Source organism: Sphingobacterium sp. UBA7249, assembly GCF_002472835.1.
GTDB classification, from domain to species: domain Bacteria; phylum Bacteroidota; class Bacteroidia; order Sphingobacteriales; family Sphingobacteriaceae; genus Sphingobacterium; species Sphingobacterium prati.
Genome location: NZ_DKST01000030.1, coordinates 222,849 through 248,821, shown reverse-complemented (window position 1 = coordinate 248,821; position 25,973 = coordinate 222,849). Strand labels below are relative to the sequence as shown.

The 25,973-nt window shown below is 39.0% G+C and carries 19 protein-coding genes; 4 read left to right on the top strand and 15 right to left on the bottom strand.

Annotated elements, in window-relative coordinates; all coding sequences use genetic code 11:
* Positions 1–17 precede the first annotated feature (17 nt).
* The 11 genes from B4A24_RS22540 to mraZ are packed head-to-tail and all read right to left on the bottom strand — an operon-like array spanning position 18 to position 12,589.
* A complete protein-coding gene (locus B4A24_RS22540) occupies positions 18–854 on the bottom strand; it encodes a cell division protein FtsQ/DivIB (protein WP_293947202.1) in 837 nt (278 codons plus the stop codon).
* The gene (murC, locus tag B4A24_RS22535) at positions 847–2,202 is read right to left on the bottom strand and encodes a UDP-N-acetylmuramate--L-alanine ligase (RefSeq protein WP_293947337.1); all 1,356 of its coding nucleotides are present in this window, start codon (positions 2,200–2,202) and stop codon (positions 847–849) included. The genes B4A24_RS22540 and murC overlap by 8 nt, the downstream gene beginning before the upstream one ends.
* 9 nt (positions 2,203–2,211) lie before the next feature.
* Positions 2,212–3,315, bottom strand: coding sequence for an undecaprenyldiphospho-muramoylpentapeptide beta-N-acetylglucosaminyltransferase (gene murG, locus B4A24_RS22530; RefSeq protein WP_293947201.1), 1,104 nt, complete (start codon positions 3,313–3,315; stop codon positions 2,212–2,214).
* A 14-nt stretch (positions 3,316–3,329) separates the two neighbouring features.
* The gene (locus B4A24_RS22525; RefSeq protein WP_293947200.1) at positions 3,330–4,538 is read right to left on the bottom strand and encodes an FtsW/RodA/SpoVE family cell cycle protein; all 1,209 of its coding nucleotides are present in this window, start codon (positions 4,536–4,538) and stop codon (positions 3,330–3,332) included.
* Between the two features lie 28 nt (positions 4,539–4,566).
* On the bottom strand, positions 4,567–5,940 hold the full coding sequence (gene murD, locus B4A24_RS22520) for a UDP-N-acetylmuramoyl-L-alanine--D-glutamate ligase (RefSeq protein WP_293947199.1): 1,374 nt from the start codon (positions 5,938–5,940) through the stop codon (positions 4,567–4,569).
* Positions 5,941–5,942: 2 nt separating this feature from the next.
* The gene (mraY, locus tag B4A24_RS22515; RefSeq protein ID WP_293947198.1) at positions 5,943–7,187 is read right to left on the bottom strand and encodes a phospho-N-acetylmuramoyl-pentapeptide-transferase; all 1,245 of its coding nucleotides are present in this window, start codon (positions 7,185–7,187) and stop codon (positions 5,943–5,945) included.
* A gap of 4 nt (positions 7,188–7,191) precedes the next feature.
* A complete protein-coding gene (locus B4A24_RS22510) occupies positions 7,192–8,652 on the bottom strand; it encodes a UDP-N-acetylmuramoyl-L-alanyl-D-glutamate--2,6-diaminopimelate ligase (protein WP_293947197.1) in 1,461 nt (486 codons plus the stop codon).
* Positions 8,652–10,769, bottom strand: coding sequence for a penicillin-binding protein (locus B4A24_RS22505; protein WP_293947196.1), 2,118 nt, complete (start codon positions 10,767–10,769; stop codon positions 8,652–8,654). The genes B4A24_RS22510 and B4A24_RS22505 overlap by 1 nt, the downstream gene beginning before the upstream one ends.
* An 8-nt stretch (positions 10,770–10,777) precedes the next feature.
* Positions 10,778–11,191, bottom strand: a complete 414-nt coding sequence (locus B4A24_RS22500) for an FtsL-like putative cell division protein (RefSeq protein WP_172396749.1) — start codon at positions 11,189–11,191, stop codon at positions 10,778–10,780.
* Positions 11,192–11,208: 17 nt separating this feature from the next.
* Entirely contained in the window at positions 11,209–12,123 is a 915-nt protein-coding gene (gene rsmH, locus B4A24_RS22495; protein WP_293947195.1) for a 16S rRNA (cytosine(1402)-N(4))-methyltransferase RsmH, read from the bottom strand.
* 4 nt (positions 12,124–12,127) lie between these two features.
* The gene (gene mraZ, locus B4A24_RS22490; RefSeq protein ID WP_293947194.1) at positions 12,128–12,589 is read right to left on the bottom strand and encodes a division/cell wall cluster transcriptional repressor MraZ; all 462 of its coding nucleotides are present in this window, start codon (positions 12,587–12,589) and stop codon (positions 12,128–12,130) included.
* A 432-nt stretch (positions 12,590–13,021) separates the two neighbouring features.
* Between mraZ and aspS the strand changes: the two genes are divergently transcribed.
* Entirely contained in the window at positions 13,022–14,773 is a 1,752-nt protein-coding gene (aspS, locus tag B4A24_RS22485) for an aspartate--tRNA ligase (RefSeq protein ID WP_293947193.1), read from the top strand.
* A gap of 96 nt (positions 14,774–14,869) precedes the next feature.
* Positions 14,870–16,258 (top strand): LutB/LldF family L-lactate oxidation iron-sulfur protein, encoded by a 1,389-nt coding sequence (locus tag B4A24_RS22480; protein ID WP_293947192.1) that lies wholly within the window; start codon positions 14,870–14,872, stop codon positions 16,256–16,258.
* A 205-nt stretch (positions 16,259–16,463) separates the two neighbouring features.
* Here B4A24_RS22480 and B4A24_RS22475 read toward each other — a convergent pair whose 3' ends face one another.
* Together B4A24_RS22475 and B4A24_RS22470 are read right to left on the bottom strand one after the other, a co-directional pair.
* The gene (locus tag B4A24_RS22475) at positions 16,464–16,970 is read right to left on the bottom strand and encodes a hypothetical protein (RefSeq protein ID WP_293947191.1); all 507 of its coding nucleotides are present in this window, start codon (positions 16,968–16,970) and stop codon (positions 16,464–16,466) included.
* 129 nt (positions 16,971–17,099) lie between these two features.
* Complete coding sequence (locus B4A24_RS22470) at positions 17,100–18,008, bottom strand: energy transducer TonB (protein WP_293947190.1); 909 nt, start codon at positions 18,006–18,008, stop codon at positions 17,100–17,102.
* Positions 18,009–18,080: 72 nt separating this feature from the next.
* Here B4A24_RS22470 and B4A24_RS22465 point away from each other — a divergent pair, with 72 nt between their 5' ends.
* On the top strand, positions 18,081–18,902 hold the full coding sequence (locus tag B4A24_RS22465; protein ID WP_293947189.1) for a hypothetical protein: 822 nt from the start codon (positions 18,081–18,083) through the stop codon (positions 18,900–18,902).
* A gap of 52 nt (positions 18,903–18,954) precedes the next feature.
* On the opposite strand, the gene tsaD is transcribed toward B4A24_RS22465, so the two are convergent.
* Positions 18,955–19,956, bottom strand: coding sequence for a tRNA (adenosine(37)-N6)-threonylcarbamoyltransferase complex transferase subunit TsaD (tsaD, locus tag B4A24_RS22460; protein ID WP_293947188.1), 1,002 nt, complete (start codon positions 19,954–19,956; stop codon positions 18,955–18,957).
* Between the two features lie 52 nt (positions 19,957–20,008).
* On the opposite strand from tsaD, the gene B4A24_RS22455 reads away from it, so the two are divergent.
* The gene (locus tag B4A24_RS22455; protein WP_293947187.1) at positions 20,009–24,412 is read left to right on the top strand and encodes a translocation/assembly module TamB domain-containing protein; all 4,404 of its coding nucleotides are present in this window, start codon (positions 20,009–20,011) and stop codon (positions 24,410–24,412) included.
* Positions 24,413–24,616: 204 nt separating this feature from the next.
* Here the strand turns inward: B4A24_RS22455 and B4A24_RS22450 are convergent, their stop codons facing one another.
* Positions 24,617–25,942 (bottom strand): trigger factor, encoded by a 1,326-nt coding sequence (locus B4A24_RS22450; RefSeq protein WP_293947186.1) that lies wholly within the window; start codon positions 25,940–25,942, stop codon positions 24,617–24,619.
* Positions 25,943–25,973: the final 31 nt, after the last annotated feature.

Genomic DNA, 25,973 nt, shown 5'->3' with positions numbered 1-25,973 from the left:
GTATTGTTGCTGTATTACTATAATGTATTATTTGCTATTTTTTTTGTTTGATCATCGGCAAAACTCCAATTTCCGCGCTTCTCACAAATGATCTGTCCTCCATATTTTACATTCACCACACCATAAGCGTTAATTCCAACTTTTGGCATAATCTGCGTATAAAATGTTTTTAATAATTCAAATTTTTGTTCCAGCGAATCTGCTGATCCAACAATTAATTGCTGCGTTCCTACGCGGGGAACCAGCTCTATATCATGATCCGCATTCACGTAAATCTGCACAACCTGGTTACTCCATAGCTCATCTTTTCCTATAAATTCTACCACCTTCACCAAATCTTTCACCAATGTGGTTGACACCGTATCCAAAGCCTCATTATATCCTTCGGAAATGTTGCCGGTAGCCACCATGATATGCGGAATGTATTTTAAGGTCGTTGGTATCTTTAAGCCTTTGGGATCAACATAAAACTCTCGTCCATTTTTGTTGATAACCCGCATGACCGCCTCGCGCTGGTCTATGTTAACCTTAATGGTGCCATCCATATCAGCATGGATGCTTGCATCCGATACGTAAGGTAATTTTTTCAACATCTTTTCCACACGCTGAAAAGGAATGCCATTGATTTTCTTCCCCACAAAACTCCCATAGTTTTGCGCTATCAGTTTTGATATATCTGATTGATCTATAAAAGCTTCCGTACCCTCTATGACAATCTTTACTTCCTTACAAAGCTGCTGTTCATCACGTTTGCCCACAATGGTCATAATCACAACAACTACAATGACCCCAATAAAAAATAGGGTAAAATAAAGTACACGATTCCATTGTATGTCACGTAATTTTCTAAGCATGCTCAAAAATCGTTTTTAACGGTTTTACCAACTTATCTATATCTCCAGCGCCTACAGTTACGATCAAGTCCGGCATTTCATTCCGGGCAAAATCCAGTACTTCTTCGCCCGTCACGATCTGTTTATGCTGTGCTGTAATTTTATCCAATAACCAGCTTGAACTCACCCCTTCAATCGGAAGTTCACGCGCGGGATATATCTCCATCAAGAGTAGATTATCTGCCATGGATAATACTTCAGCGAATCCATCCACAAAATCTCTGGTCCTCGTAAACAAATGTGGTTGAAATACGACGTTCAACTTCTTTGTTGGATATAATTTGCGCATTGAGGTCAAAAAAGCGCGTAATTCTTCAGGATGATGTGCATAATCGTCGATATACACCACTTCCGGTGTACGAACAATGTATTCAAATCGTCTTTTTACTCCCTTAAATGTGGTCAATGCTTTTTTAATTGCCTCCGCTGAAATACCTAGTAAACGAGCCACGGTAATAGCAGCTACGGCATTTTCAACATTGTGAATTCCCGGAATACCCAAATGAATATCCTCAATTTTTCCATGGACATCTTGATAATCAAAGTAAAATTCACCTTCCCTGACATGGACATTGGATGCATAAGCGTCGGCCACTTCGTGACCAGAATAGCTGATCTGTCCTTTAAATTCCAATCCTTTTTTTATAATACGCGTACCGTCTTCAACAACCTTATCCAAAAACAGCTGGAACGATTCGATTAAATGGCTCCTATCCCCATAAATATCCAAATGATCCGCATCCGAAGAAGTCACGATCGCGATATTCGGATGGAGCGTCAAAAATGAACGATCGAATTCGTCTGCTTCAACCACCACCGTATTATTGTTTCCGTAAAGCACATTGGTATCGTAATTCGAACTGATACCACCTAAAAAAGCGGAACAATCATATCCAGAATCTTTCAATAGGTGCGCGACCATCGTAGACGTAGTTGTTTTACCATGTGTCCCTGCTACCGCAATTGTAAATCGGCTTTCACTGATGATACCCAGTACTTGTGATCTTTTATATAACACGTGCCCCTGAGATTCAAAAAAAGCTTTAATCTTGGAATCTTTAGGAATTGCAGGTGTAAATATGACTAATGTAGCAGCCGCTGGCTGATGGAAAATAGGATCAATAGAACCCACCTCATCCTGATATGTGATCGAAATACCTTCTTTGGCCAAAGTTTTGGTCAATTCAGTCTCGGTACGGTCATATCCATTCACCTCACAGCCCAAATGCTTAAAATAGCGTGCAAGGCCACTCATTCCGATTCCGCCTATTCCGATCAAGTAAACTTGTTTTATTGCATCTAGATTCATACTCATCATCTATTTCGTATTTGCCAATTTATATACTTGTTCTGCAATCTGAACGTCCGCGTCCAGCTTAGCAAGTTTTTTTATGTTTTCACTCAACTGCGCTACTTGATCCAAATTCTTGAATAAATCCAAGGCCGTTGGAATTAATTGCTGCGTAGCTTCCATATCTTTCACCAACAGTGCTGCTTTCTTGTTAACCAAAGCCATAGCATTTTTTGTCTGGTGGTCTTCGGCAACATTAGGTGAAGGAACCAGAACAACTGGTTTCCCAACAACACAGAGTTCCGAAATGGTACCTGCTCCTGCCCGACTAATAATTACGTCAGCAGCAGCATAGGCATAATCCATTTTTTGAAGAAATGCCATCATCTTCACATTTGCAGGAAGTTTTTTTTCGAGTTCTAGTCGAAGTTTGTCGATATAAAAGCTCCCGCATTGCCAAATCACCTGTACATCCTCTTTGGACAGCAAATCCAAAAAGGCAACCACACTTTCATTCAATGTTCTGGCGCCTAAACTCCCGCCCAACACTAAGATTGTTTTTTTGCGTTGATCCAATCCAAAGAATTCCAATGCCGCAGCTCTTTTTCCTTCAATAGCAACAGATTCTCTTCGGATGGGATTTCCTGTCAACAATACTTTATCAGCTGGGAAAAACTGTTCCATACCCTCGTAGGCTACACAGATTTTTGCCGCTTTAGCACCGACTTTCTTATTTGTGACACCAGCATAAGAGTTCTGCTCTTGTACCACTGTCGGGATCCCCAATTTATTTGCCATCATCAATAATGGTCCCGAAGCAAAACCGCCAACACCTACTGCAACATCCGGTTTGAAATCCCGGATTACCTTTTTTGCCTTATTGAGGCTTTTCATTAATTTAAATGGCAATAGAATATTTTTCCAAAGCTGCTTTCTGTTGATTCCTTGAATATCAAGTCCAACAATAGCATAACCCGCAGCAGGCACCTTATCCATTTCCATCCGACCATTGGCGCCCACAAATAAAATTTCATTTGCAGGATCCATCGTCTTCAATGCATTTGCAATTGAAATCGCCGGAAAAATATGTCCTCCGGTACCACCCCCACTTATAATTACACGAATTGCCATGCTCAATATATTTTTTAAGCTGGAATCGAACCGATCACCACTTTTTTAGGTTTCGGCTTTTCGTCCAGCTGCTCTTTTCCTTTTAATTCTTCAATATTCCTGCTCACACTTAGGATAATTCCCAAGGCAACACTTGTAAACAAAATGGATGTCCCACCCATACTTACCAATGGTAACGGCACCCCAGTTACAGGTCCTAATCCTACTGCTACCGCCATATTTGCCAGCGCCTGTATAGTCAAACTAAAACCTAAGCCTGCGGCCAAGAATGTCCCAAAAGCTTTGGGACTCATCGTGACGATTCGGATACATCGATACATAAAAGCCAAGTACAGAAATAGCAGGATTACGCCACCGACTGTCCCATATTCCTCAATAATAATTGCATAGATAAAATCGGAATACGGATGTGGCAATACGTTGCGCTGAACACTATTCCCCGGACCTTTACCAAAGAGTCCTCCCGTCGCTATTGCAATCTTCGCGTTATTGGCCTGATAGTTTTTATCATCCTGAAATGAGACCGGACTAGCTGATTCTTCCTTCTTTTCTACACCCAAAAATGTTTTTACCCGACTATAGTAAGTTGCTCGTCTCGGTCCGATGGAGACAACAATAATTCCCAACAAAACCACACCTGCAGAAACAATTGCAATCTGTTTAAAGGATATTCGGCCAATCAACAACAACAGTACGCTAACACCAAATAGCATAATCGCAGTCGACATGTTGGCCCATGCTATCAGTACGAAAACACCACATACTGATCCCATAATAGGAAGAAAGGCTTTCTTCACATCTTTGATTTCCTCTTGTTTGCGAGACAGCATCCGTGCAAGAAAAACAATCAATGACAACTTGGCCAAATCGGATGTCTGGAAAGTCATCCCAATACCCGGAATCGTCAACCAACGACTCGCCTGATTTACACTACTTCCAAATAATAAAGTAAAAAGTAATAAAGGTATTGTGATCCCCATTAAGATTTTAGAAATACCCGCATAATAACGATAATCCAGCTTATGCGAGAGATACATCAAAACAAATCCAATGACGATGATCGAAAAATGTTTCAACAGATACATTTCTGTCCCCTTACCTTCTTTATAGGCTAGGGTTCCGACCGAACTGTATACAGCCAAAAGTGACCATCCCGACAAGATAATCACAATGATCCATATCCATCGATCACCTTTTAATTTAGACATTATGTTCTGTAACATATCCTTCTTCCTTTGGTTATACCGTTTATTATAATTCCATTACAGCTGCTTTAAATTTATCGCCACGGTCTTCATAGTTTTTAAACCAGTCAAAGCTTGCACAAGCCGGAGACAATAATACGGTATCTCCCTTTTTGGCTAAATGTGAAGACAAGATAACAGCATCGTGCATGGAAGTACTGTTGACAATAATTTCAACATCCTGTTCAAAAGCCTTATGAATTGCTGCGGTATCTTTGCCCAAACAAACAATAGCGTGTACTTTGTCTTTCACTAAATCAGCCAGCATACTATAATCATTTCCTTTATCTACTCCCCCTAATAATAATACGATTGGTGTTGAAAAGCTCTCCAAAGCGTACCACACTGAATTGACATTAGTCGCTTTAGAGTCATTGATATAATTGACTCCCCCGATACAAGCAACATGTTCGAGACGATGTGGGATATTCACATACGATCCCATGCTTTCCTTCATGGATTGATTTCTCAACTCCTGCACTTTTGCAATCAATCCAGAAGCCATACTATTATAAATATTATGCTTCCCCTGCAATGACAATTCCTCAGCTCTCATAGTGAATGTATCGTTATTTGGTGTGTTAATAATCATTGTTTTATTGGCGGTTAAATAAGCCCCCAATTCAACAAGCTGTTCTTGTGTAAAAGGTAAATAGGTCCCTTTACTGTGATGTCTCTCCAATCCTTTTATTGTTTCGGGATCGTCTAAACAGTATATAAAATAATCTTTTTCAGTCTGATTTTGAATCATTCTGAATTTAGAATCTACATAGTTTTCCATTTTATGGTCATAACGATCCAAATGATCTGGCGTGATATTAAGTATTACTGCAATATCTGCTCTAAAATGGTACATATCGTCCAACATGAAGCTGGATATTTCCAACACGTAGCAGTCAAAATTTTCCCGTGCCACTTGAAGGGCGAAACTTTTTCCAATATTGCCTGCCAAACCAACATTAAGGCCACCATGCTTCAGCATTTCGTAGGTCAACATAGTTGTTGTTGACTTTCCATTAGACCCTGTAATGCAGATCAACTTGGCCGTTGTATATTGGGCCGCAAACTCTATTTCGGCTATTACAGGAACCCCTTTTTCTTTTAAGGCAACTACCAATGGCACTGTTTCTGGAATTCCAGGACTCTTAACAACAAGTACTGCATTCAATATCCGGTCTTCGTCATGGTTACTCTCCTCGAAAGCAATCCCTTCAGCTTTTAATTGCTCTTTATAGTGATCCGCTATCAGTCCTTTATCGGATACAAATACATCATATCCCTTTTCCTTTCCAAGGATTGCCGTCCCTACACCGCTCTCGCCTGCACCTAAAATGACCAGGCTTCCTGATTGAGGATAATATGTTGTTGAGATATTTGACATCGTTATCTAATTTTTAATGTTACTATTGTCAGAATGGCCAAAATTATTCCCACAATGACAAAACGAGTGACAATTTTCGCTTCATGGTAACCCTTCTTTTGGAAGTGATGATGCAAAGGCGACATTAAAAAAATCCTTCTTCCTTCACCATATTTCCTTTTGGTGTATTTGAAATAAGAAACCTGTAAGATGACCGAAAGATTTTCCAACAAAAACACACCACACAAGATTGGAATTAATAATTCTTTACGAATCAAAATAGCAAACGCCGCAATAATACCACCGATTGCCAGACTACCTGTATCTCCCATAAAAACTTGCGCAGGATAAGTATTATACCATAGAAAACCTACACAAGCTCCAACGAAGGCTCCAGCAAAAATTACAAGTTCACCAGAGTTGGGGATATACATAATATTGAGGTAGTCAGAGAAAATCACGTTGCCGGACACATAAGCTAAAATTGCCAATGTAATCCCAATTATCGCAGAAGTACTCGTTGCCAAACCATCTATTCCATCGGTAATATTAGCGCCATTGGATACTGCGGTAACGATAAAAATAACGACAACTAAAAAGACGATAAAAGTCAGGTAGTCGCTTTGCAAGCCAAACATCTTGAATACCTTGGCATAGTCAAATTCATTATTTTTATAAAACGGGATATTTGTTTTAGAAGATTTTACATTTTCAGCGTACGTTTTTTCTCCTGTCCCCTCATTGATAACCACTTCCACCGGCTTAGTAGAAGTCGGTTTATCTACTCCTTTTCGAACAACAATATCCGGATGGAAATACATCGTACAGGCAATAATTGCCCCTAGACCAACTTGGCCGACAACCTTAAATTTCCCCGCTAAGCCCTCTTTATTATGCTTAAAGACTTTAATATAATCATCCAAAAAACCTATCGCACCCATCCACAATGTCGTTACGATCATGATAATCACATAGATATTCGTCAGCTTGGCAAATAACAAGGTAGGAATTAAAATCCCAGCAATGATTATAATACCTCCCATTGTAGGCGTACCAGCTTTCTTTTTTTCACCTTCAAGCCCTAAATCACGAATTGTCTCCCCAACTTGCTTATTATGCAAGAACTGGATCAATTTCCCCCCAAAAACCGTGGTAATAATCAATGAAGCAATTACAGCCATTGAGGTCCGAAAGGAGATGTATTGAAACAACCCGCCTCCAGGTATATGGATATATTCGCTAAGCCACGTAAATAGATGGTACAACATATTTCTATTTCTCGTTAAATGTATTCTCTAAAATTTCTTTATCATCAAAATGGTGTTTTACACCATTCACATCTTGATATTTTTCATGTCCTTTTCCAGCAACTAAAATAATATCACCTGGATTTGCCAATTGATAGGCTGTACGTATCGCTTCTTTACGGTCAGCAATTGAGAGTGTTTTTGCCTTTTGATCAGCTCCGACACCAGCCTCAATATCTTTGATAATCTGATAAGGGTCTTCCGTGCGTGGGTTGTCCGACGTAATCACAAAACGGTCGCTATAACGTAAAGCTGCTTCCGCCATTTCTGGTCTCTTCGTTTTGTCACGATCACCACCACAACCCAAAACCGTAATAATTTTTTGTTCCGGACGTCGCAAAGAACTTATTGTTTTTAACACGTTTTCTACGGCATCTGGTGTATGCGCATAGTCTACGATCCCAAAAACACCCGAAGCAGATTTCATCGTTTCAAAACGGCCTTCTGCCCCCTTCAACGTACTTAATGCGGTCAGTACTTTCACTGTTTCTTGCTCTAATAAGATTGCTGCAGCATACACTGCCAACAGATTATATGCATTAAAGTCGCCAATTAATTTTACCCATACCTCTTTTCCGTCGATGCTCATCAACATCCCATCAAAATGGCTTTCGATAACTTTTGCTTTAAAATCAGCGCCAGTACGCAAGCCGTAACTCTTTCTATGCGCAACGGTATTCTGTAGCATGACCTGTCCATTCCGATCATCTGCATTTGTTATCGCAAATGCATGTGCATCCAAGTCATCAAAGAACTTTTTCTTCGCTTTGATATAATTATCAAAAGTTTTATGAAAATCTAAGTGGTCATGTGTAATATTCGTAAATATCGCGCCGGCAAACACCAATCCCGCAATACGCTCTTGCACCACAGCATGTGAACTGACTTCCATAAAAGCATAATCACAACCGTCATCTACCATATCCCGTAACAACTTGTTCAGCTGGATAGGATCCGGGGTCGTGTGTGTTGCGGGAATTATGCGCGCAGCAATTTGATTCTGTACGGTTGACAACAAGCCCACATGATATCCCAAGTCAGAAAACAACTGGAACAACAGTGTTGCCACCGTTGTTTTTCCGTTTGTTCCAGTCACACCAACCAGCTTAAGTTGCTCCGATGGATTGCCATAGAAATTGGCAGAAGCAACCCCCAAAGCATAAGCGGAATCCGCAACCAGGATATAGGCTACCGAGTCCAATGTCTCTGCCGGAAGCTCCTCGACGATAATTGCTCTAGCACCGGAAGTGATCGCTTTATCGACAAACAAATGTCCATCTGTCTGCACACCTCTTACAGCGATAAATAAACTTCCCAGCTCCACTCTTCTGGAATCAAAGCACAAAGAGTGCACTTCGACCTCTTCGAGGTTTCCCACCACCTGCTGAACAGGGATAGCATGCAATACTTTTTTTAAATCCATCATTACTTAAGTTCTAAATTTATCGCCGTTCCAAATGGAAGCTTTTGACCCGCGGCCAAAGATTGCGCTCCCACTCTTCCCTTTCCAAATACATGTGTTTTAAATCCTGCATTTTCCATCACATATAATGCATCCATCAAGCCCATGCCTACTACATTTGGAACAATTCCTTCTTTATATTTCAAATCCACAAAGGGTATACCTCTATTCGATGTATCCACTTCACCTCTCGCCACAATACCCCAATTCACGGCATTAATACCCAATTTTTCGTATACTTTTTTACTAGCTTCTCTTGACCCTTGCAAAGTCAAGGGCATTCTTCCACCTACATTCACGGCTTTGAATGATTTTTTCCCTTGCATCTCCATGTCATTGGCATAAACCATATCTGCTAGTTCTTTAAAAACAGGCCCTGCCACCGATCCACCATAATAACCATTTCTCGGATTCCGAATCACAACGATAATGGAATACTTAGGATCTTCAGCCGGAAAATATCCCGCAAATGAAGATTGATATCGTCTAGCTCCGTAACCTCTCGCCCCATCTGCCATCTGAGCGGTTCCTGTTTTACCGCCCGAGGTATATAATGGACTGGCAACACTCCGTCCTGTCCCTTCGGTCATCACACCTTCCATCATTCCTCTTACCTCGGCCAACGCATGATCCGATGCTATTTTCTCGTTGATAACTTTCGCCTCGAAACGCTGAATTGTATTTCCTAAATGCCTAATTTCTTTGACAAATAACGGAGCGATCAATTTCCCGTTGTTTGCAACAGCATTATAAAATGTCAAAGTCTGTAACGGAGTTATCTTCATCTCATAACCATAAGCCATCTGCACCAGAGACAATCCACTCCAGGATTTACTTTTTGAAGTCTTTACCAAGGGAATGCCTTCTCCCGGAATCTGCAAATCCAATGTCTTTCCAAATCCGAAGGAATGTAATTTCGACGTAAACTGATCCGGATTGTCTTTATACGCTTGGTAAACAAATTTGGTAACCCCAACATTCGAAGACTCTTCAAAGGCTCTTTTAGCAGAGACTATGGATTTTTTAGGAGCATGCGAATCGCGTATTGTATGCTTGTAGATTGGCCAGTTACCATTTCCTATATTTATCGTCGTACTTGAATCGATTTTTTTGTCATCGATCAATGCTAAATAAGAGGCAAGTTTAAAAGTTGATCCTGGGTCAGCACTTTGCGCAATCGCAAGATTGAACTTTTCACGATAAACACCGTCCTTATCCCGCATAAAATTTGCCACTGCACGAACCTCACCAGTTTTCACTTCCATCATCACGACACAACCCTCATCAGCGTTACTTACAATCATCTGTTTTTCTAATGCGCGCTGGGCCATATCTTGCATATTCACGTCAATCGTTGAAATAATATCAGAACCATCGACCGGAGCAACTTCAATATCTCTGTTCACTGGAATCCAAACTCCGCCCGCGATCCGCTGCATCAGTCTTTTACCGCTTTTACCATCAATGTACTCTCCATAAGCTCCTTCCAATCCAACATGGATATTTTCTTTTACATTTTTGTAGCCGATGGTTCGGGCAGCGAGATTCACAAAAGGCAAAATCCGCTTATTTTGTCTATCTGTAATCAGACTGCTCGGATAACGATCTTTGCCTACACGAGCAGCTTTAAACAGCGGGAATTGCTTAATCTTCTTTAAATCTTGATGCGACACATTACGCTTGATCAATACATAGCGTTGTTTTTTATTTCGTGCCTGTTTTAATAATGTCAAATATTGCCGGGATGATTTATCCTTAAAAAAACCAGCCAATCTAATCGCTAACGAATCAACTTTAAGGTTGAAATATTCATTTTCTTCCTCAGGAATAGCCATGGCATCAAAACGAAGTTCATACTCAGGAACAGAAGTTGCCAATAAGCTTCCATCGTTGGAATAAATATTCCCCCGGGCAGCTTCAACTTCGCGTTCTTGAATAGAAAGACTATCCGCTAAAGCTTTCCAATGTTGCCCATCCACATATTGCAACTTCAGCATTTTCCCAAATACCATAAATGCAAGTAGCACAATAAGTCCAAAGGCAAAATAGACGCGAACAAGGATCGTGTTTCTGATACTCATAACTCTCTCTATTTATCTTCTTTTTTCTCTACAACCTCAATCTTGATCGGCGGCTCCACCCGTTCTTTCAAACCCAGGGAATCTACACGCTTAGCAATTTCTGTCTGTGTGGACATTTTCATGAGCTCAGCCGACAGCGACTTATGGTCCCATCCCAATTCTTTGACTTCCTTGCTTACTTTATCGATACTCCGAATCGTTCGCTCAGCGAAGTGACGATTAGAGATATACAACAACATCAAAAAGGCGATAAAAGCTCCAAAAGGCAAATACTCCAAAATTTTGTTTAAAGAAAGGTCTCCAACGGTAAAAAGCGTTTTAATAAACGCTTCTGTTTCTTCCGCCTTTTCTTCGACAGTTTCTTGTAGTTCTTCCTGAACTTCTTCACTCAATTCTTTCTGTCTTATTGTATTCCTGCTCATCTTTTCGCTCCATTCTTTTAAGACAAATCCAACCTTTCAGCAATACGCAGTTTCGCACTGCGCGATCTATTATTTAAAGCCAGCTCCTGCGATGAAGCCGTAATTGCTTTTCGACTTAACACATGAAATGGCTTGATTTCATTTCCAAAAAAATCTTTCTCAACATCTCCTTTAAACTTCCCTTTGGCCATAAAATTTTTCACCAAACGATCCTCTAAGGAATGATAAGACATCACTACTAATCTCCCTTCAACTTTCAACACATCAACAGTTTGTAACAGAAATTCCTGCAAAGCCTCGAGCTCACGATTAACTTCTATACGCAGGGCTTGAAAAACCTGAGCATGATATTTATGCTCCTTTCCTTTTGGAACCATGCGCTGAATAACTTCTTTCAACTCAGCAACTGTATGTATGGGCTGTACTAAACGAGCCGTCACAATTGTTTTCGCTAAAGACTTTGCATTCATGATTTCACCATACATTCCAAAAATCCGATGAAGATCCTCCTCTGCATAAGTGGCCAATACAGCCTTTGCATCCAAATCCCCCACCTGATCCATACGCATATCCAAATCAGCATCAAAGCGAATTGAGAAACCGCGATCCGCAGCATCAAATTGATGCGAGGAAACACCTAAGTCTGCCAAAATCCCGTCCACAGAACGCACAGCATGCAAACGAAGACTATTTTTTAAAAACCTGAAATTCTGATGAATCAACGTAAAACGAGGATCATCAATCACATTCCCTAAGGCATCAGGATCCTGATCGAAAGCAAATAGCTTTCCTTCCGGCCCCAATCTTTTCAATATTTCACGAGAGTGACCACCACCGCCAAATGTTACGTCCACATAAACACCATTCGGCTTGATCGCCAAAGCATCCATGCATTCTTGCAACATCACCGGAACATGATACACATTCTCCATATTATTATATTCCAAAATTAATATCCCCCATTACCTCTGCCGCTAAAGATGAAATATCTTCCACACCGCCATCACCTATCAAATCATCATACCCCTCTTTAGACCAAACTTCTATCTTATTGAATTGGCAAGCCAAGACCAATTCCGTTGTTATACCTGCAAATTCCAACAAACTTTTTGGCAACAACACACGTCCCGCTGCATCCAATGTCAACTCTGTCGCTCCGCGAGTAAACGCGCGCACAAAAGCCCGAACCTTCGGATCAAATTGATTTAACTTGGCCAACTTAGCTGTCATCAAATCCCACTCTTCACGCGGATAAAAAACTAAATGTTTCTCAAAGCCGCGATTCACAACAAGCCCATCACGCTCAACATGAGGCATCTGCCTCTTGAGCGCAGCTGGCAACACCATTCTTCCCTTGGCGTCAAGCTTGCATTCGAATTCTCCGATCAACTGAGTCATATCGTCAATTATCCTATTCTAATTTAAATGTAAAAGTATACACTTTCTCCCACTTTCCCCCACTTTACAACATAAAAAAGTTTTCCACATCGAAAAATCGCTACAAGAAAAAATACCACTAGTCGCCACTCCGCCGTATAAAACCTTATTTACAAGCAGTTAAACAGACATTTTAAACACATAGCATATTGAAATATCGGGTTATATTTTTCTGCATATTTTTAAAAAAACTGGGAACGAATTGTAAAAATTTCCTCTTTAGAAATATAATTTTGCTCCTTATTTTTAGAAAAATGGGAGAAAGTGGAGCTCTGTAAAATGAAAAATTGACCGTGTGGCTGAAAGTGGGAGAACAGACCTCAAATAAGAGCAGTAGAATTCGTTATTGTCGAGTAAAACCAATAATTTTGCATAAATTTTATTTATTAAGATATGCACAGAACACACACTTGTGGAGAATTAACATTGGCTGACTTAGGGAAAACGGTTACCCTAAGTGGATGGGTTCAAAAATCCCGAGATTTAGGCGGTATGACTTTCATCGATGTTAGAGACCGATATGGTATCACACAATTAACGTTCAATGCAGATGATGATGCGACTTTACGCGCTAGTGCCCGTGAATTGGGAAGAGAATATGTCATAAAAGTAACCGGGGAGGTTATTGAGCGTTCCAATAAGAATTCTAAAATCCCGACTGGAGATATTGAAATCAAGGTTTCAAACCTTGAGATATTAAATGCAGCAAAGTTGCCGCCCTTTACGATAGAAGATGAAACGGATGGTGGTGATGATATTCGTATGAAATTCAGATACCTGGATTTACGTCGTAATCCAGTACGCGAAAATCTTATTTTGAGACACAGAACTTCACAGGAAGTACGCCGTTATCTTGACTCTCAGCATTTTTTAGAAGTTGAAACACCATATTTGATTAAATCGACTCCTGAAGGTGCTAGAGATTTTGTAGTCCCTTCCCGCATGAATTCTGGTGAATTTTATGCATTACCTCAATCGCCACAAACATTCAAACAGTTATTGATGGTATCAGGTTTTGATCGCTATTTTCAAATTGTCAAATGTTTTCGCGATGAGGACCTCCGTGCTGACCGTCAACCCGAGTTTACCCAAATCGACTGCGAAATGTCATTTGTAGAACAGGAAGACGTGCTAAATATTTTCGAAGGACTTGCCAAACATATCTTTAAAACCATCAAGGGCATAGACCTTGGATCTGTACCCCGTATGACTTATGCAGATGCGATGCGTCTCTATGGATCAGACAAACCTGATATCCGATTCGGAATGCAGTTTATTGAATTAAATGACGTCACAAAAGAAAAGGGCTTCCCTGTATTTGATGCGGCAGAGTTAGTTGTTGGTATCAATGCAGAAAATTGTGCACACTATACCAGAAAACAACTTGATGCCTTAACAGACTTCATTAAACGCCCCCAAATTGGCGCTACGGGATTAGTGTACGCACGTGTAAATGAGGATGGATCTGTCAAATCTTCTGTTGATAAATTTTTCTCTCCGGAGCAATTGACGACCATTGCCGATAAGTTCCACGCGAAACCTGGAGACTTATTATTGATTATGGCCGGTAACAAGGATAAAGTTCGTAAACAATTGAACGAATTACGCCTAGAAGTCGCGTCGCAGCTCGGCCTCCGTAACAAAGATACCTTTGCTCCACTATGGGTCATCGATTTCCCACTCTTGGAATGGGATGAGGACAATGCACGATACCATGCTATGCACCATCCTTTCACCTCTCCGAAACCAGAGGATATTCCATTATTGGATACAAATCCCGGGGAAGTAAGGGCAAATGCATATGACTTTGTTTTAAATGGGGTCGAAGTTGGTGGTGGGTCTATCCGTATCCATGACAAAGAACTGCAGTCTCTTATGTTCAAACACCTTGGATTTAGTCCAGAAGAAGCCCAGAAACAATTTGGATTCTTAATGGAAGCATTCACTTATGGAGCTCCTCCACACGGAGGCTTAGCCTTTGGTTTCGATAGACTTGTTTCCTTACTGGCGGGTTTAGATAGCATCCGTGATGTAATCGCCTTTCCGAAAAATAACTCTGGAAGAGATATTATGATTGATGCTCCATCAACTATTCATCAGGAACAATTGGATGAATTAAGCTTAAAAATTGATATAAAAGAATAAATTTCAGGATCGATTTTCGAGAAACAATTTATTAACACTATATTTAAAAGTTGGTAGGAAACGACCAACTTTTTTTGTGAAAAATCAGCAGATTAGATGTCAGAGAGTACGGCAAATACGTTTTTAAAGGAAAGTGCACAGAAAGCATTTGACACCAAACATCGCGATATTATCAATTACAATATCGACAAATACAGTATTGCTTTTGAAAAAGGGAAAAGCAAATTTGCGGACCTTGAGAATTCCAAAATAAAAGCAAATTTGATCAAATGGAAAGTAATGGAAAATCTCGATCGATATCTATTACAATTTGAAGCAAATTTTACTGCACGTGGCGGGAAAATAATTTGGGCCAACGATGCTGATGAGGCGCGAGAGGAGATTTACAAAATTATAGCACTCAAAAAAACAAAATCTGTTGTAAAATCGAAATCCATGGCTACAGAAGAGATTGAACTCAATCATTTCTTGGAGTCCAAAAATATCGAAGCAATTGAGACGGATCTCGGAGAATATATTATTCAGCTGTTAGACCAAAAACCTTACCATTTCGTTACGCCAGCGATGCATTTAAGTCTGGAAGAAATCGCCAAACTTTTTCACGAAAAATTTGATACACCTTTGGATGCTTCGGCAGAACAACTCACATTAAAAGCCCGTGAATTACTGAGGGACAAATATTTGGCTGCAGAGGTAGGTATTACGGGAGCTAATTTTTTAATCGCCGAAACAGGCAGTATAGCAATTACAGAAAACGAAGGAAATGCACGTCTGACGTCTACGTTCCCAAAAACACATATCGCTGTTGTAGGTATTGAAAAGATTATTCCAACGGTACAAGATCTAGAAATATTTTGGCCACTTTTATCCACGCACGGTACCGGTCAAAACTTAACGGTTTATAATACGTTACTTACAGGACCAAAACAGCCTTATGAGTCCGATGGACCTGAAGAAATGTATGTTATCCTGCTCGACAACGGACGGAGTAATCTCTTAGCGCAGAAAGAACAACGCCAAGGCCTATATTGCATCCGCTGCGGTGCCTGTTTAAATGTATGCCCCATTTATCAAAATATCGGCGGCCATACTTACGAAACAACCTATCAAGGGCCCATTGGTTCCTTAATTTCTCCGCATTTAAATGGGATGAAGGAGTTTAAACATTTAAGTTATGCATCTACCCTCTGTGGCAAATGTACAGAAGTATGTCCTGTAGGTATAGATATTCAACGTATGCTCCTTATTAACCGAAAGGATTCGGTGGAACAGGGCTTATCTACTAAAACAGAGCAAAAAATCTGGAACTGGTTTACATATGGTATCCAACGCCGAAAATTAATTGATTTTTTTGGCGGAAAATTCAAGAATTTCCTCCTTAAAAAGTTTTTCAAAAAATCATGGGGCGATCAACGTGAGCTGCCGAAGTTAGCAGAAAAATCCTTTTCCAAACAATGGAAGGAACAGCAAAAAAATAAGGAATAGCTTATTCCAAAGCCAATGCAAACTTGTATTGCTTGTCATTCGAATAAATTCTTTTCCGATGGTCGCAGACCAAAAAAACAAATCTTCACAAAGCTAGGTAATTTATTCAATTGATTGATATCAACATAGAAAAAGGGGATCATGGATCCCCTTTTCAACTAACACTCACCAATTATTAATATGAAAACTATTCCTTTTATTAACCTTATGTTGTTTTCGCATCAGCATCACCAGCTTGCTCATTCACACCTTTCTGAAAATCCCCTTTCCGCATTTGTCGATCTTTTCTCCAATGCTCTTTGCGCATTTTATGATTTTCAGCGTAAGAATCCTTCAATGTTTTTTGTTGCTCTGGTGTCAATAAAGCCATCATTTTTTTATGATCAGCAGTACGTTGTTTTCTCATTTTTTCGCGATACAATTTGCGCTCAGCAGCTATTTTTTTATGATCCTGTGCTTGCTTCAAATGAAATGCATATACCTCTTTGCGTTGTTGATCTGTGAACTTCAACTTTTGGTCCATACGATCTGTTTTGATTTTAGCCCATTCTTCAGGATTTTTATTTTTTAAACCCCTGTGCTCCCTATCTTTCGAATGCTTGTGCATTGGAGCATTCATTTCTTTTGTGTCTGATTTAAGCTCCTTTTTCTCTTGTGCGAAACCTGTCAACATTAATCCGGATAACACAAAACTTAACATCAATTTTTTCATCTCTTTACTTTTATAAATCAACAATCTTTCAACTTGAATAGGCTATCTTTTCAACCTATTTATTTATAAGAGTGTTGTTGACCACAGAAAGTTTAAAACGTCATCTGTTAAATAAAGTTAAGAAAGATGTTATTGAGAGATTGCGCTCAAACGGATAGGTAAAGTATAAGCCACCCGCACAGCACGTCCATTCTGAACTCCAGGTTTCCATTTTTTTGCCTTCTTCAGCAAACTAATTGCCGCCTCTCCTGTTCCGAACTTCATATCCCGTTTTACAGCGATATCAGTCAAGGACCCATCCCGCTCCACAACAAAAGAGACTTCGATTACGCCCGATACTCCTTGATCTAAAGCCGACTGCGGAAAACTATAGTTTTCTGAAACCCACTTCATAAAAGCTGGGAGCCCACCTACCGGAGTAGGCATGATTTCCACCGTAATAAAAGGTTGGTCAGCGTTTCCATCTGTCCCCCCTCCTGACTCGGGACCCACTTTATGCCCGGTAATTCCGCCATCCTTTTTAGACGGACCAAATTCACCTCGTGCAATATGTGTCCCGGCAGCATTCGCCTTTAATGTAATACGAGCGGTCATTGTATTGGGTTTATTCAGCTCATCCTGTGTAGCAACATCCGATGTCACTTTACTTGCTTGTGTAATCTTCGGTTCAGGCATACGCACCAAATCGAACTTCGAAAGATCCTGTGCGATCTGTTGTGGTGCTTTCTCCTCCATTAAAACAGGTTCTTCTTTCACCTCTTCTTTTTTGTCGGCCTCTTTCTGAATTTCATTGAGATCATCAGGAGTTAAAACCTCAATTGTAGTAATTGTTACAGGTATAGTTTTCTTAAAATATCTGTTATACCCATAAGACCCTACAATCAAAAGGAAGGCGAAAGAAACAACGACGACCAGCCCCACATTGGTTGCTCTATTCGACAAATTCCGCAATTCATAAGCGCCATACATCTTGTTGCGGCCTGCAAAGATTACATCCAGCCATTCTTTGCGATAGATATTCAATTTTGAGTTCATCATAACATTAAAGCTTAAATCTTTTCATTATGATGCACGAAACCCTTATATTTCATAAAAATTTCGCACACACTTATGAAATCACTTTTTTTAGCTATTCTTCTACTAACATTATATGGCTGTGACAACAGTCAAAACCAATCCAAACCATCGGTTAAGAGTGAAAGTAAAGAACAGTCAATTTCACCTTATTTTGGCTTTTTGAATCAACAAAAAGATTCATTAATTGCACTTCCTATGGATCAAGCCATGGAAAGTCCCGAAAAATATAATTATGTTATTATCGAAAATCAAGTTAGCCCACTGGAATTTATACAGAACAAAACTGATAATAAGGAAAGTAATGGCCGACAAACAGCGCATAACTTTGCAAATAGCGAAGGTTCATTGTTTACAATAAAAAATGAAATTAAGTCGGGGGATTTTGGAATGCTCGTCAATCAGGTGTTCATGAATCAGTATAAAATTGAACCTTTTACAAAAGTTCAGCATGAGACAAGTCCGGAAATTAAGGAAAAACTTGAAAAAAAATATAATAGGAAAATAAATAAAAGCACAACTATCGCTGTGCTGAAAGACAAAGCTGAATTCAATCTAACAGTTTTTGAAAATCAGCAGGATTCAGCGCTGGCTGTATTCTCCTATACAAAAGAAGATCAGTTAATTAATCTAGATTTTCCGGCCATCTATGATGACATTAGTACATGGCGAGTCGATGATGGTGGCCAATTTGATAATGAGGCTTTTCAGATTCTCACCGTACTACGTTCGGAAACAGGCGTTAGTTTTGTCAGCATCTTTTGGGGTGCCGAAGGCTATGAGCTAAACTTCTATCAACCCAAAAAAGACAAATTTAGTTCAGCTGCACAGGCCTATGGCTATAGCTCACCTTTATAAAATAAGATATTGTTCCCTTAATCCAATTCATTAAAGGAACAATACTTTACTTTTAAAGATGCATCCTAGCCATCGGAGCGACATCCTGCCCAACAAACTCTCCTTTCAGGAATTTATAATATCCAGCGATAGCAATCATCGCTGCATTATCTGTACAATACTCAAATTTTGGGATAAAAACATTCCAATGATAGAGCTCTCCCATTTCGATCAATCCCTTCCTTAACCCTGAATTTGCTGAAACACCACCTGCGATGGCAATATCCTTTACCCCAGTTTGTTTCGCAGCCTTCTTCAATTTGTTCAATAAGATGGAAACAATACGGGATTGCACACTGGCACATAGATCTGCCATATTTTCTGTCAAGAAATCAGGGTTCAGTTTTAGCTGATCTTGAACGAGGTAAAGGATTGCTGTCTTTAATCCGGAAAAACTAAAGTTTAGCCCAGGTATCTGCGGTTCGGGTAATTTGTAGGAACTAGAATTGCCCTCCTTTGCAAATTTATCGATAAGCGGACCTCCGGGATAAGGAAGATTTAAGATCTTAGCCGTTTTATCAAAAGCTTCGCCTGCTGCATCATCCAGTGTCTCGCCTAATAATTCCATTTCGAAGTAATCTTTTACTAGGACAATCTGCGTATGCCCACCTGAAACAGTGAGGCATAAAAAAGGAAAACTTGGCTTCGGCTCCTCGATAAAATGAGCTAAAATATGTGCTTGCATGTGATTTATATCAATTAATGGGATATCCTGTGCGAGTGCAAATGATTTTGCAAAAGAAGTTCCGACCAAAAGCGCACCTAATAATCCAGGCCCACGCGTAAAACTGACTGCATCTATATGATTTTTGCTTATTTTTGCTTGACGAATGGCTTCGTCCACCGTAGGAATAATATTTTGTTGATGGGCACGTGACGCCAATTCAGGAACAACTCCACCATATTTTGCGTGGATTGCCTGAGTAGCAATAACATTTGAATGAATTTCACCGTTAATACAAATAGAAGCGGAGGTTTCGTCACAAGAGGATTCAATTCCTAAAATAATAGCCATAGCTAGAGGTAATAAATTAGAATACAAAAGTATCAAAAAAATAATTAAAATAATGTCAATAGTCCTGGGTAGTATATTCATTATACTGCTTGCATTGGCATTATCGCTACAGCTAAAACCTGTACAGAACTTTGTTGCCTTGAAGGCAATCAACTATTTATCCAAAGAATTAGATACCAAAATCAATTTAAAAAGCATCTATTTTAAACCTTTTAAATCCATTGTCATAGAGGGATTCGAAATCTATACACCGCAGGGAAACAAAATAATACAGTCTGAAAAAATTGAAGCCAGCTTCAATCTATCCCAACTGATAGAATTGAATAAGATTGTCATCAATACATTGAAGATTGAAAATACGGAAAGCAATTTCGAACAATATAAGGACAGTAGCAACATCTCATTTTTAGTTCGATACTTCAATCCACCAAAGAAAGAAAAGAAGAAAAGTTCAAAAAAAATAGTTTTCGATATCAAAGAACTTATCATTAACAATAATTCATTCAACTACGTTAATCACAATAAAAAACACTACAATAAAGTTGTTGACTTTGGTGATTTAGGCATATCAAAGCTTAATGCACACTTTAAGAATATTAAGATAGATTCCAATCAGATCTCCGCTGATATCAAAACGTTCAATCTTAATGAGAAAAAAGGATTGGTCATTAAAGGCCTTATCGCTCATGCGGCTGTAAGCAACAAAAGTATTGAGCTGACTGATCTCATGCTGACAACCAATCGTTCTACATTTAAAAATTATATAAAATTAAGCTACACCAATTTCTCTGATTTTTCGGACTTTATTCACAAAGTAGATGTAAAGATACGAGCACGCGACTCACGGATACACTCAGAAGATATTGCTTTTTTTTCCTCCCCAATGCATCAGGTCAAGTTTGATGCAAAGATCAAAAGGTCCAACTTAGAGGGTACTGTAGCCAACATTAATGCAGCACAAGTAGATTTAATTGTTGGAAAAAACACCAAATTAGCGGGTAATCTAAAAATTGTTGGTTTACCCGATATCGAAAAAACAGCCTTCATTACACCGAATATTTTTATTTCCTCTGAACATAAAGACCTTGAGAATGTCATCCGTGAACTTGGCCATTTAAAAAATTTCAAACTTCCTGAAGTAGTAACCCTCTTCAATAAATTCGCGTTCAAAGGCAGCCTAAATGGTCAATATAATAACTTTAAAACAAAAGGAACGTTCACCACAGCTATCGGCGATGTTACAGCTGACGGAACATTGGATCTACGCAAAGAAATAAAATACGCGGGTAAGTTTCAGTCCCCAAAATTTGATCTTGGTGCGATAACAAAAGTAAAAGATCTTGGCAGTTCGGGCTTCGACCTTCAGCTTGATGGAGTAGGCACCGATCCCAAGTACTTAAAGCTCAATGTTGCCGGCAATCTAACCAATTTCAGTTTCAAACAATACAGCTATCAGCAGATTCAAGTCAATGGAAATATAGATAAACAATTGTTTCTTGGATCAGGAACAATACACGACCCAAATCTCAAATTGCAATTTACAACGGATATCGATTGGTCCAGCCGTCCCGACTATCACCTTGATGCGGATATCCAGCAGGCTAATTTAAAAAAGCTCAATTTCTTCCAGGGGGACTCGATCAATATTATTGATACTAAATTCCACACAAGCTTGATTGGAGATAACATCAATAATATTACAGGGGAATTTAAATCTGATAGTGTAAGTTTCACTTCTTCCAAAGGTAAATTTGCGATTAAGAATATTAATTTCCTTGCAGATGGAGATCAAGAGGAGCGGTCGCTTACGTTACAATCTGCCATTGGGCATATAGATCTCAAGGGGAGAATAGATCTAAATACGATCGTTCCTTATTTTAAAGCACTCGCCATGCGCTACGCTCCGGCAATAGGATTTGAAAAGAACGCGTTCAATCGTCAGGATTTTGACCTTAATGTCAATATCAAATCATTCAAGCCCATTGCGACATTCTTTAGAAAAGATATCTCTCTGGATAGTGGGGCAACGTTGAATGCTAAATTTGCCAGCGAAAAGCAAACTGCAAATTTTAATTTTTATGCCCCTGAATTCAAATATAACGGTATTCGTCTCACCCATCTGATTATCGATCAAAATGCCAATTTAAACAATATGGAGTTACAAACATCCATAGATCAGATCAATTTTACCGATAGCACATATATTAAGAATGTTAATATTTCAAACACCTTGGTCAATGACAGTTTACAGTTCAACATTAAGATGTCAGAATTGGAAGCAAGCAACAGTTTAGATCTCAACGGTGTTATCCGATTTGCACATGCGAAGCCAGCTTTCATCAATTTTTACCCATCTAATATACTGATAAACAAAGAACAATGGCTTGTAAACAACGATGCACAATTGAAAATTTCAAGGGGAAAATGGTATTTCGAGAAACTCACATTAAGTCATGCAGAGCAAAAAGTACATATAGACGGTATCCTCTCAAATGACATTTCAGATCAAATCAATTTAAAATTCCAGGACTTCAACCTCACCTCTCTAAATGGGATTACGAAACCCCACGGGATTAATTTATCAGGGAACTTAAATGGAAAAATTGAAGTTAATTCTGTCTTTAAGTCTCCATTTGTCGTCGCGAACATAACGACATCTCCTATCTTATACAACAACATTCCAATTGGAGCTTTAACGCTCAGTGCCAATTATGATCCCGAAAATCAGCTGGTAAAGTTAGATAGTAAGATAGAAGAAGGAGATAAACTTATTCAACTCACTGGATCTTACAATCACTTAAGCGAAAGTAATAAGCTCGACCTTAAAGCTACTTTAGTAAACACAGATCTATTTGTTTTTCAACCGTTTCTACGAAGCTTGGTATCGAATATTAAGGGCAAAGTAAATGCAAACTTAGCTATTAGGGGCGACATTCTAAATCCCAAAATTACTGGATCCGGAAAGCTTGACAATGCTTCAATGGTTATCAATTATCTAAAAACTCCTTATCATCTTTCGGATGAGATCAATGTGACCAACAATAGAATATTCCTTACTGGTCTCAAAATATACGATCAGAAAAACAATGTGGCCACAATCGACGGTGTTGTTGACCTCAATAAGCTTAGTGACCCAGATATAGATGTAACCGCCGAAGCGAAAAATTTCATGGTATTGAATACAACCATAAAAGATAACAACATCTATTATGGTACAGCTTATGCCTCCGGAAATTTCCAGTTCAAGGGGCTGACATCGGCAATGAATATAAATATACGTGCAAAGTCAGAAGAAAACTCCGTTATCAATATACCTTTCAATAGCGCTAGCACCATTTCGGATAGTGATTTTATCTACTTTATTGAAAAAGACTCCACCAAAATTAAGAAAAATCGAAAGAAAAGGGATTTTAATGGTTTGACGATGAACATGGATCTCTTGATCACGCCAAATGCAGAAATCAACCTTTTTTCTAGCATGGGTGAATTATCTGGAAAAGGGAATAGCAACCTGAATATGCGGATATCTTCGCTGGGAGATTTTGAAATGTTTGGTGACTTCATTATAAACAGTGGTAAGTTCAATTTCACTGCACAAGATTATATCAATAAAATATTCGATTTAAAAGAAGGTGGAACTGTACGATGGGCAGGAAATCCAGCAGAGGCAAATATTAATATCAATGCAATCTATCAACAAAGAACGAGCTTAGCGCCATTATATAATGCAGCCGGAAGAGAAGAAAACCCAGAGCGCGTATTAGCGCAAGCGGATATGATTTTAAAAGGACAGTTGAGCCAGCCTGATATAACATTTGATATCAATTTCCCACAAAACCCGGGCGTCAAGGATGAATTACAAGGGTATTTTTCTGATGCCAACAATGTTAATCAGCAGGCGCTCAGTTTGATTGTAAGACGTAGTTTCACCCCAGGCACACAAAGTGATTTCGGAAAAGAGGTAAACAATACATTATTGTCTGCAGGAACTGAAATTGCATTCAATCAAATCAATAACATTATCGCACAGTCGCTCAATATTAATTTCTTCGACATCAATATTAAATCGCTTAATGACGCTTCAGCCTCACTTCGTTTATTTAACGATAGATTAGTCCTCACGGGCGGCATTTCAGATCGTCGGAGTCAGGCATTAACTGATTTGAATGTATTCTCAGATCGTGTTTCAACAGACGCAGAAGCGATGTTTTACTTACGCAAGGACGGTCGTCTTGTTCTTCGTGCCTCAAACCGCTTAAACACGAGAAATTTTCTTCTCAGCCCAAATGATGGGGAATATATCAGTGCTTTTGGGCTATTATATCGACAAGAATTCAACACTTTCTCTGAATTTCTAAAGCGACTGTTTCCTTTAGGAAAGAAAAATAATAATATTGTTCCAGCCCAAACAGAAATAAAGAAAGCAAGCCCAATTAACCAGGAGCGACTAAAATAAGAGAATTGACTAATCTAGTCCTCAGAAAATACACGAAAAAGTAATTAAAACAGCAGTGATCAGCAAAATGCAGGATCACGCGACAAATCAAATTCGGCTCTGACTTAAATAAAAGAAAGGAGCATATAGCACTAAAATTATTTTGCTAAAAACAAAAAGGCTTCCAAGATATCTGGAAGCCTTTTTTCGGTGATTAAAATTAGCTTACGCCAATTTTTCGAACTCTTTATATTCAATATCACTGCTGTTCAATTTAACCAAACCTTTTAAGTGATCAAATACTTTCAACGCTTTGGCTTCTTCAAACAAACGGTTACCTTGCTCTCTGTCTTGCAACAATTGAATCGCAAATTGGTTCAATTGCTCATCAGAAGGCTCTTCGTTGATATTGTACATTTTGATCTGCGCGTAGATGCGTTCTTTCGCTAAATTGATTACTTCGTCATATTTAACTTCAAGACCGTTTTCAGTAACGACACGGTTTTCAATGATTGTCCATTTCAGATTATTCAAGAAATCAGCAAAACCTTCGTTAAGTTCTTCTTCAGAAATGCTAGGGTTTGTCGCTTTTAACCATCTTTTCAAGAACTCTTCAGGGAAAGTAACGTTTACTTTCTCCATACCAAAAGTATACATATCATTACGTAATTTTTGATCTGAGTTTTGCTTGAATAAGTTTTCTACTTCTTCTTTTACTTTTTCGGTAAATTGAGCTTCTTCAGTCACTTCACCTTCAGCAAACAATTTATCGAAAAACTCTTGGTTAAGATCAGCTTCTTCTAAACGGTTGATGTTTTTGACAGTCAACTCGAATTTAGTTACATCCAAAGCTGTAGCTTCTTCTTCTGTGATACCTAAGATACGTGCTAAGTCCTCAGTTTTGAACGCTTTCTTAACATCAATTTTAACAGCGTCGTCTTTTTTAAGACCTACCAAAGATTTTTTGATTTTTGCATCTTCAACAATATCCGTACGAATCGAAGTTGTTTTCTCAAGACCTTCCTCTTTATCTTGTTTTAAGGTAGCATACAATACATCACCTTCTTCCGATACTTCTGGGTTAGTCATCTTTCCATAGCTACGACGTAGGTTTTTGATACGATCTGCCAAAGTCTCTTGATCAGCTTTGATATCGTAAACAGCAAACTCAGTCTCAGGGGTAAAAGGCAAATCAAAAGCAGGAGCTAAACCAATCTCATATTTGAAATTGAAATTGTCTTTATAATCCCAGCTATATTGCGCATCATCTTCCAATGGAAGAGGCTGACCTAATACTTCTAATTTATTCTCTGAAATATAATTCGTGATTCTATCATTCACCAATTTATTGATCTCATCAAATAAAATAGATTTACCATAGGTACGTCTGATATGTCCTACAGGAACTTGACCTGGACGGAAACCCGGTAATTTCGCCTTTTTAGCTTGCGCTTTAATCTCTTTGTCGACTTGAGGATTATAATCTTCAGGTGCTAATGCGACGTTGATTACCGCATTGATTGCATCTACATTCTCGTGTGAAATATTCATACTCTTTTTAGCTATATCGCATTCATAAAAA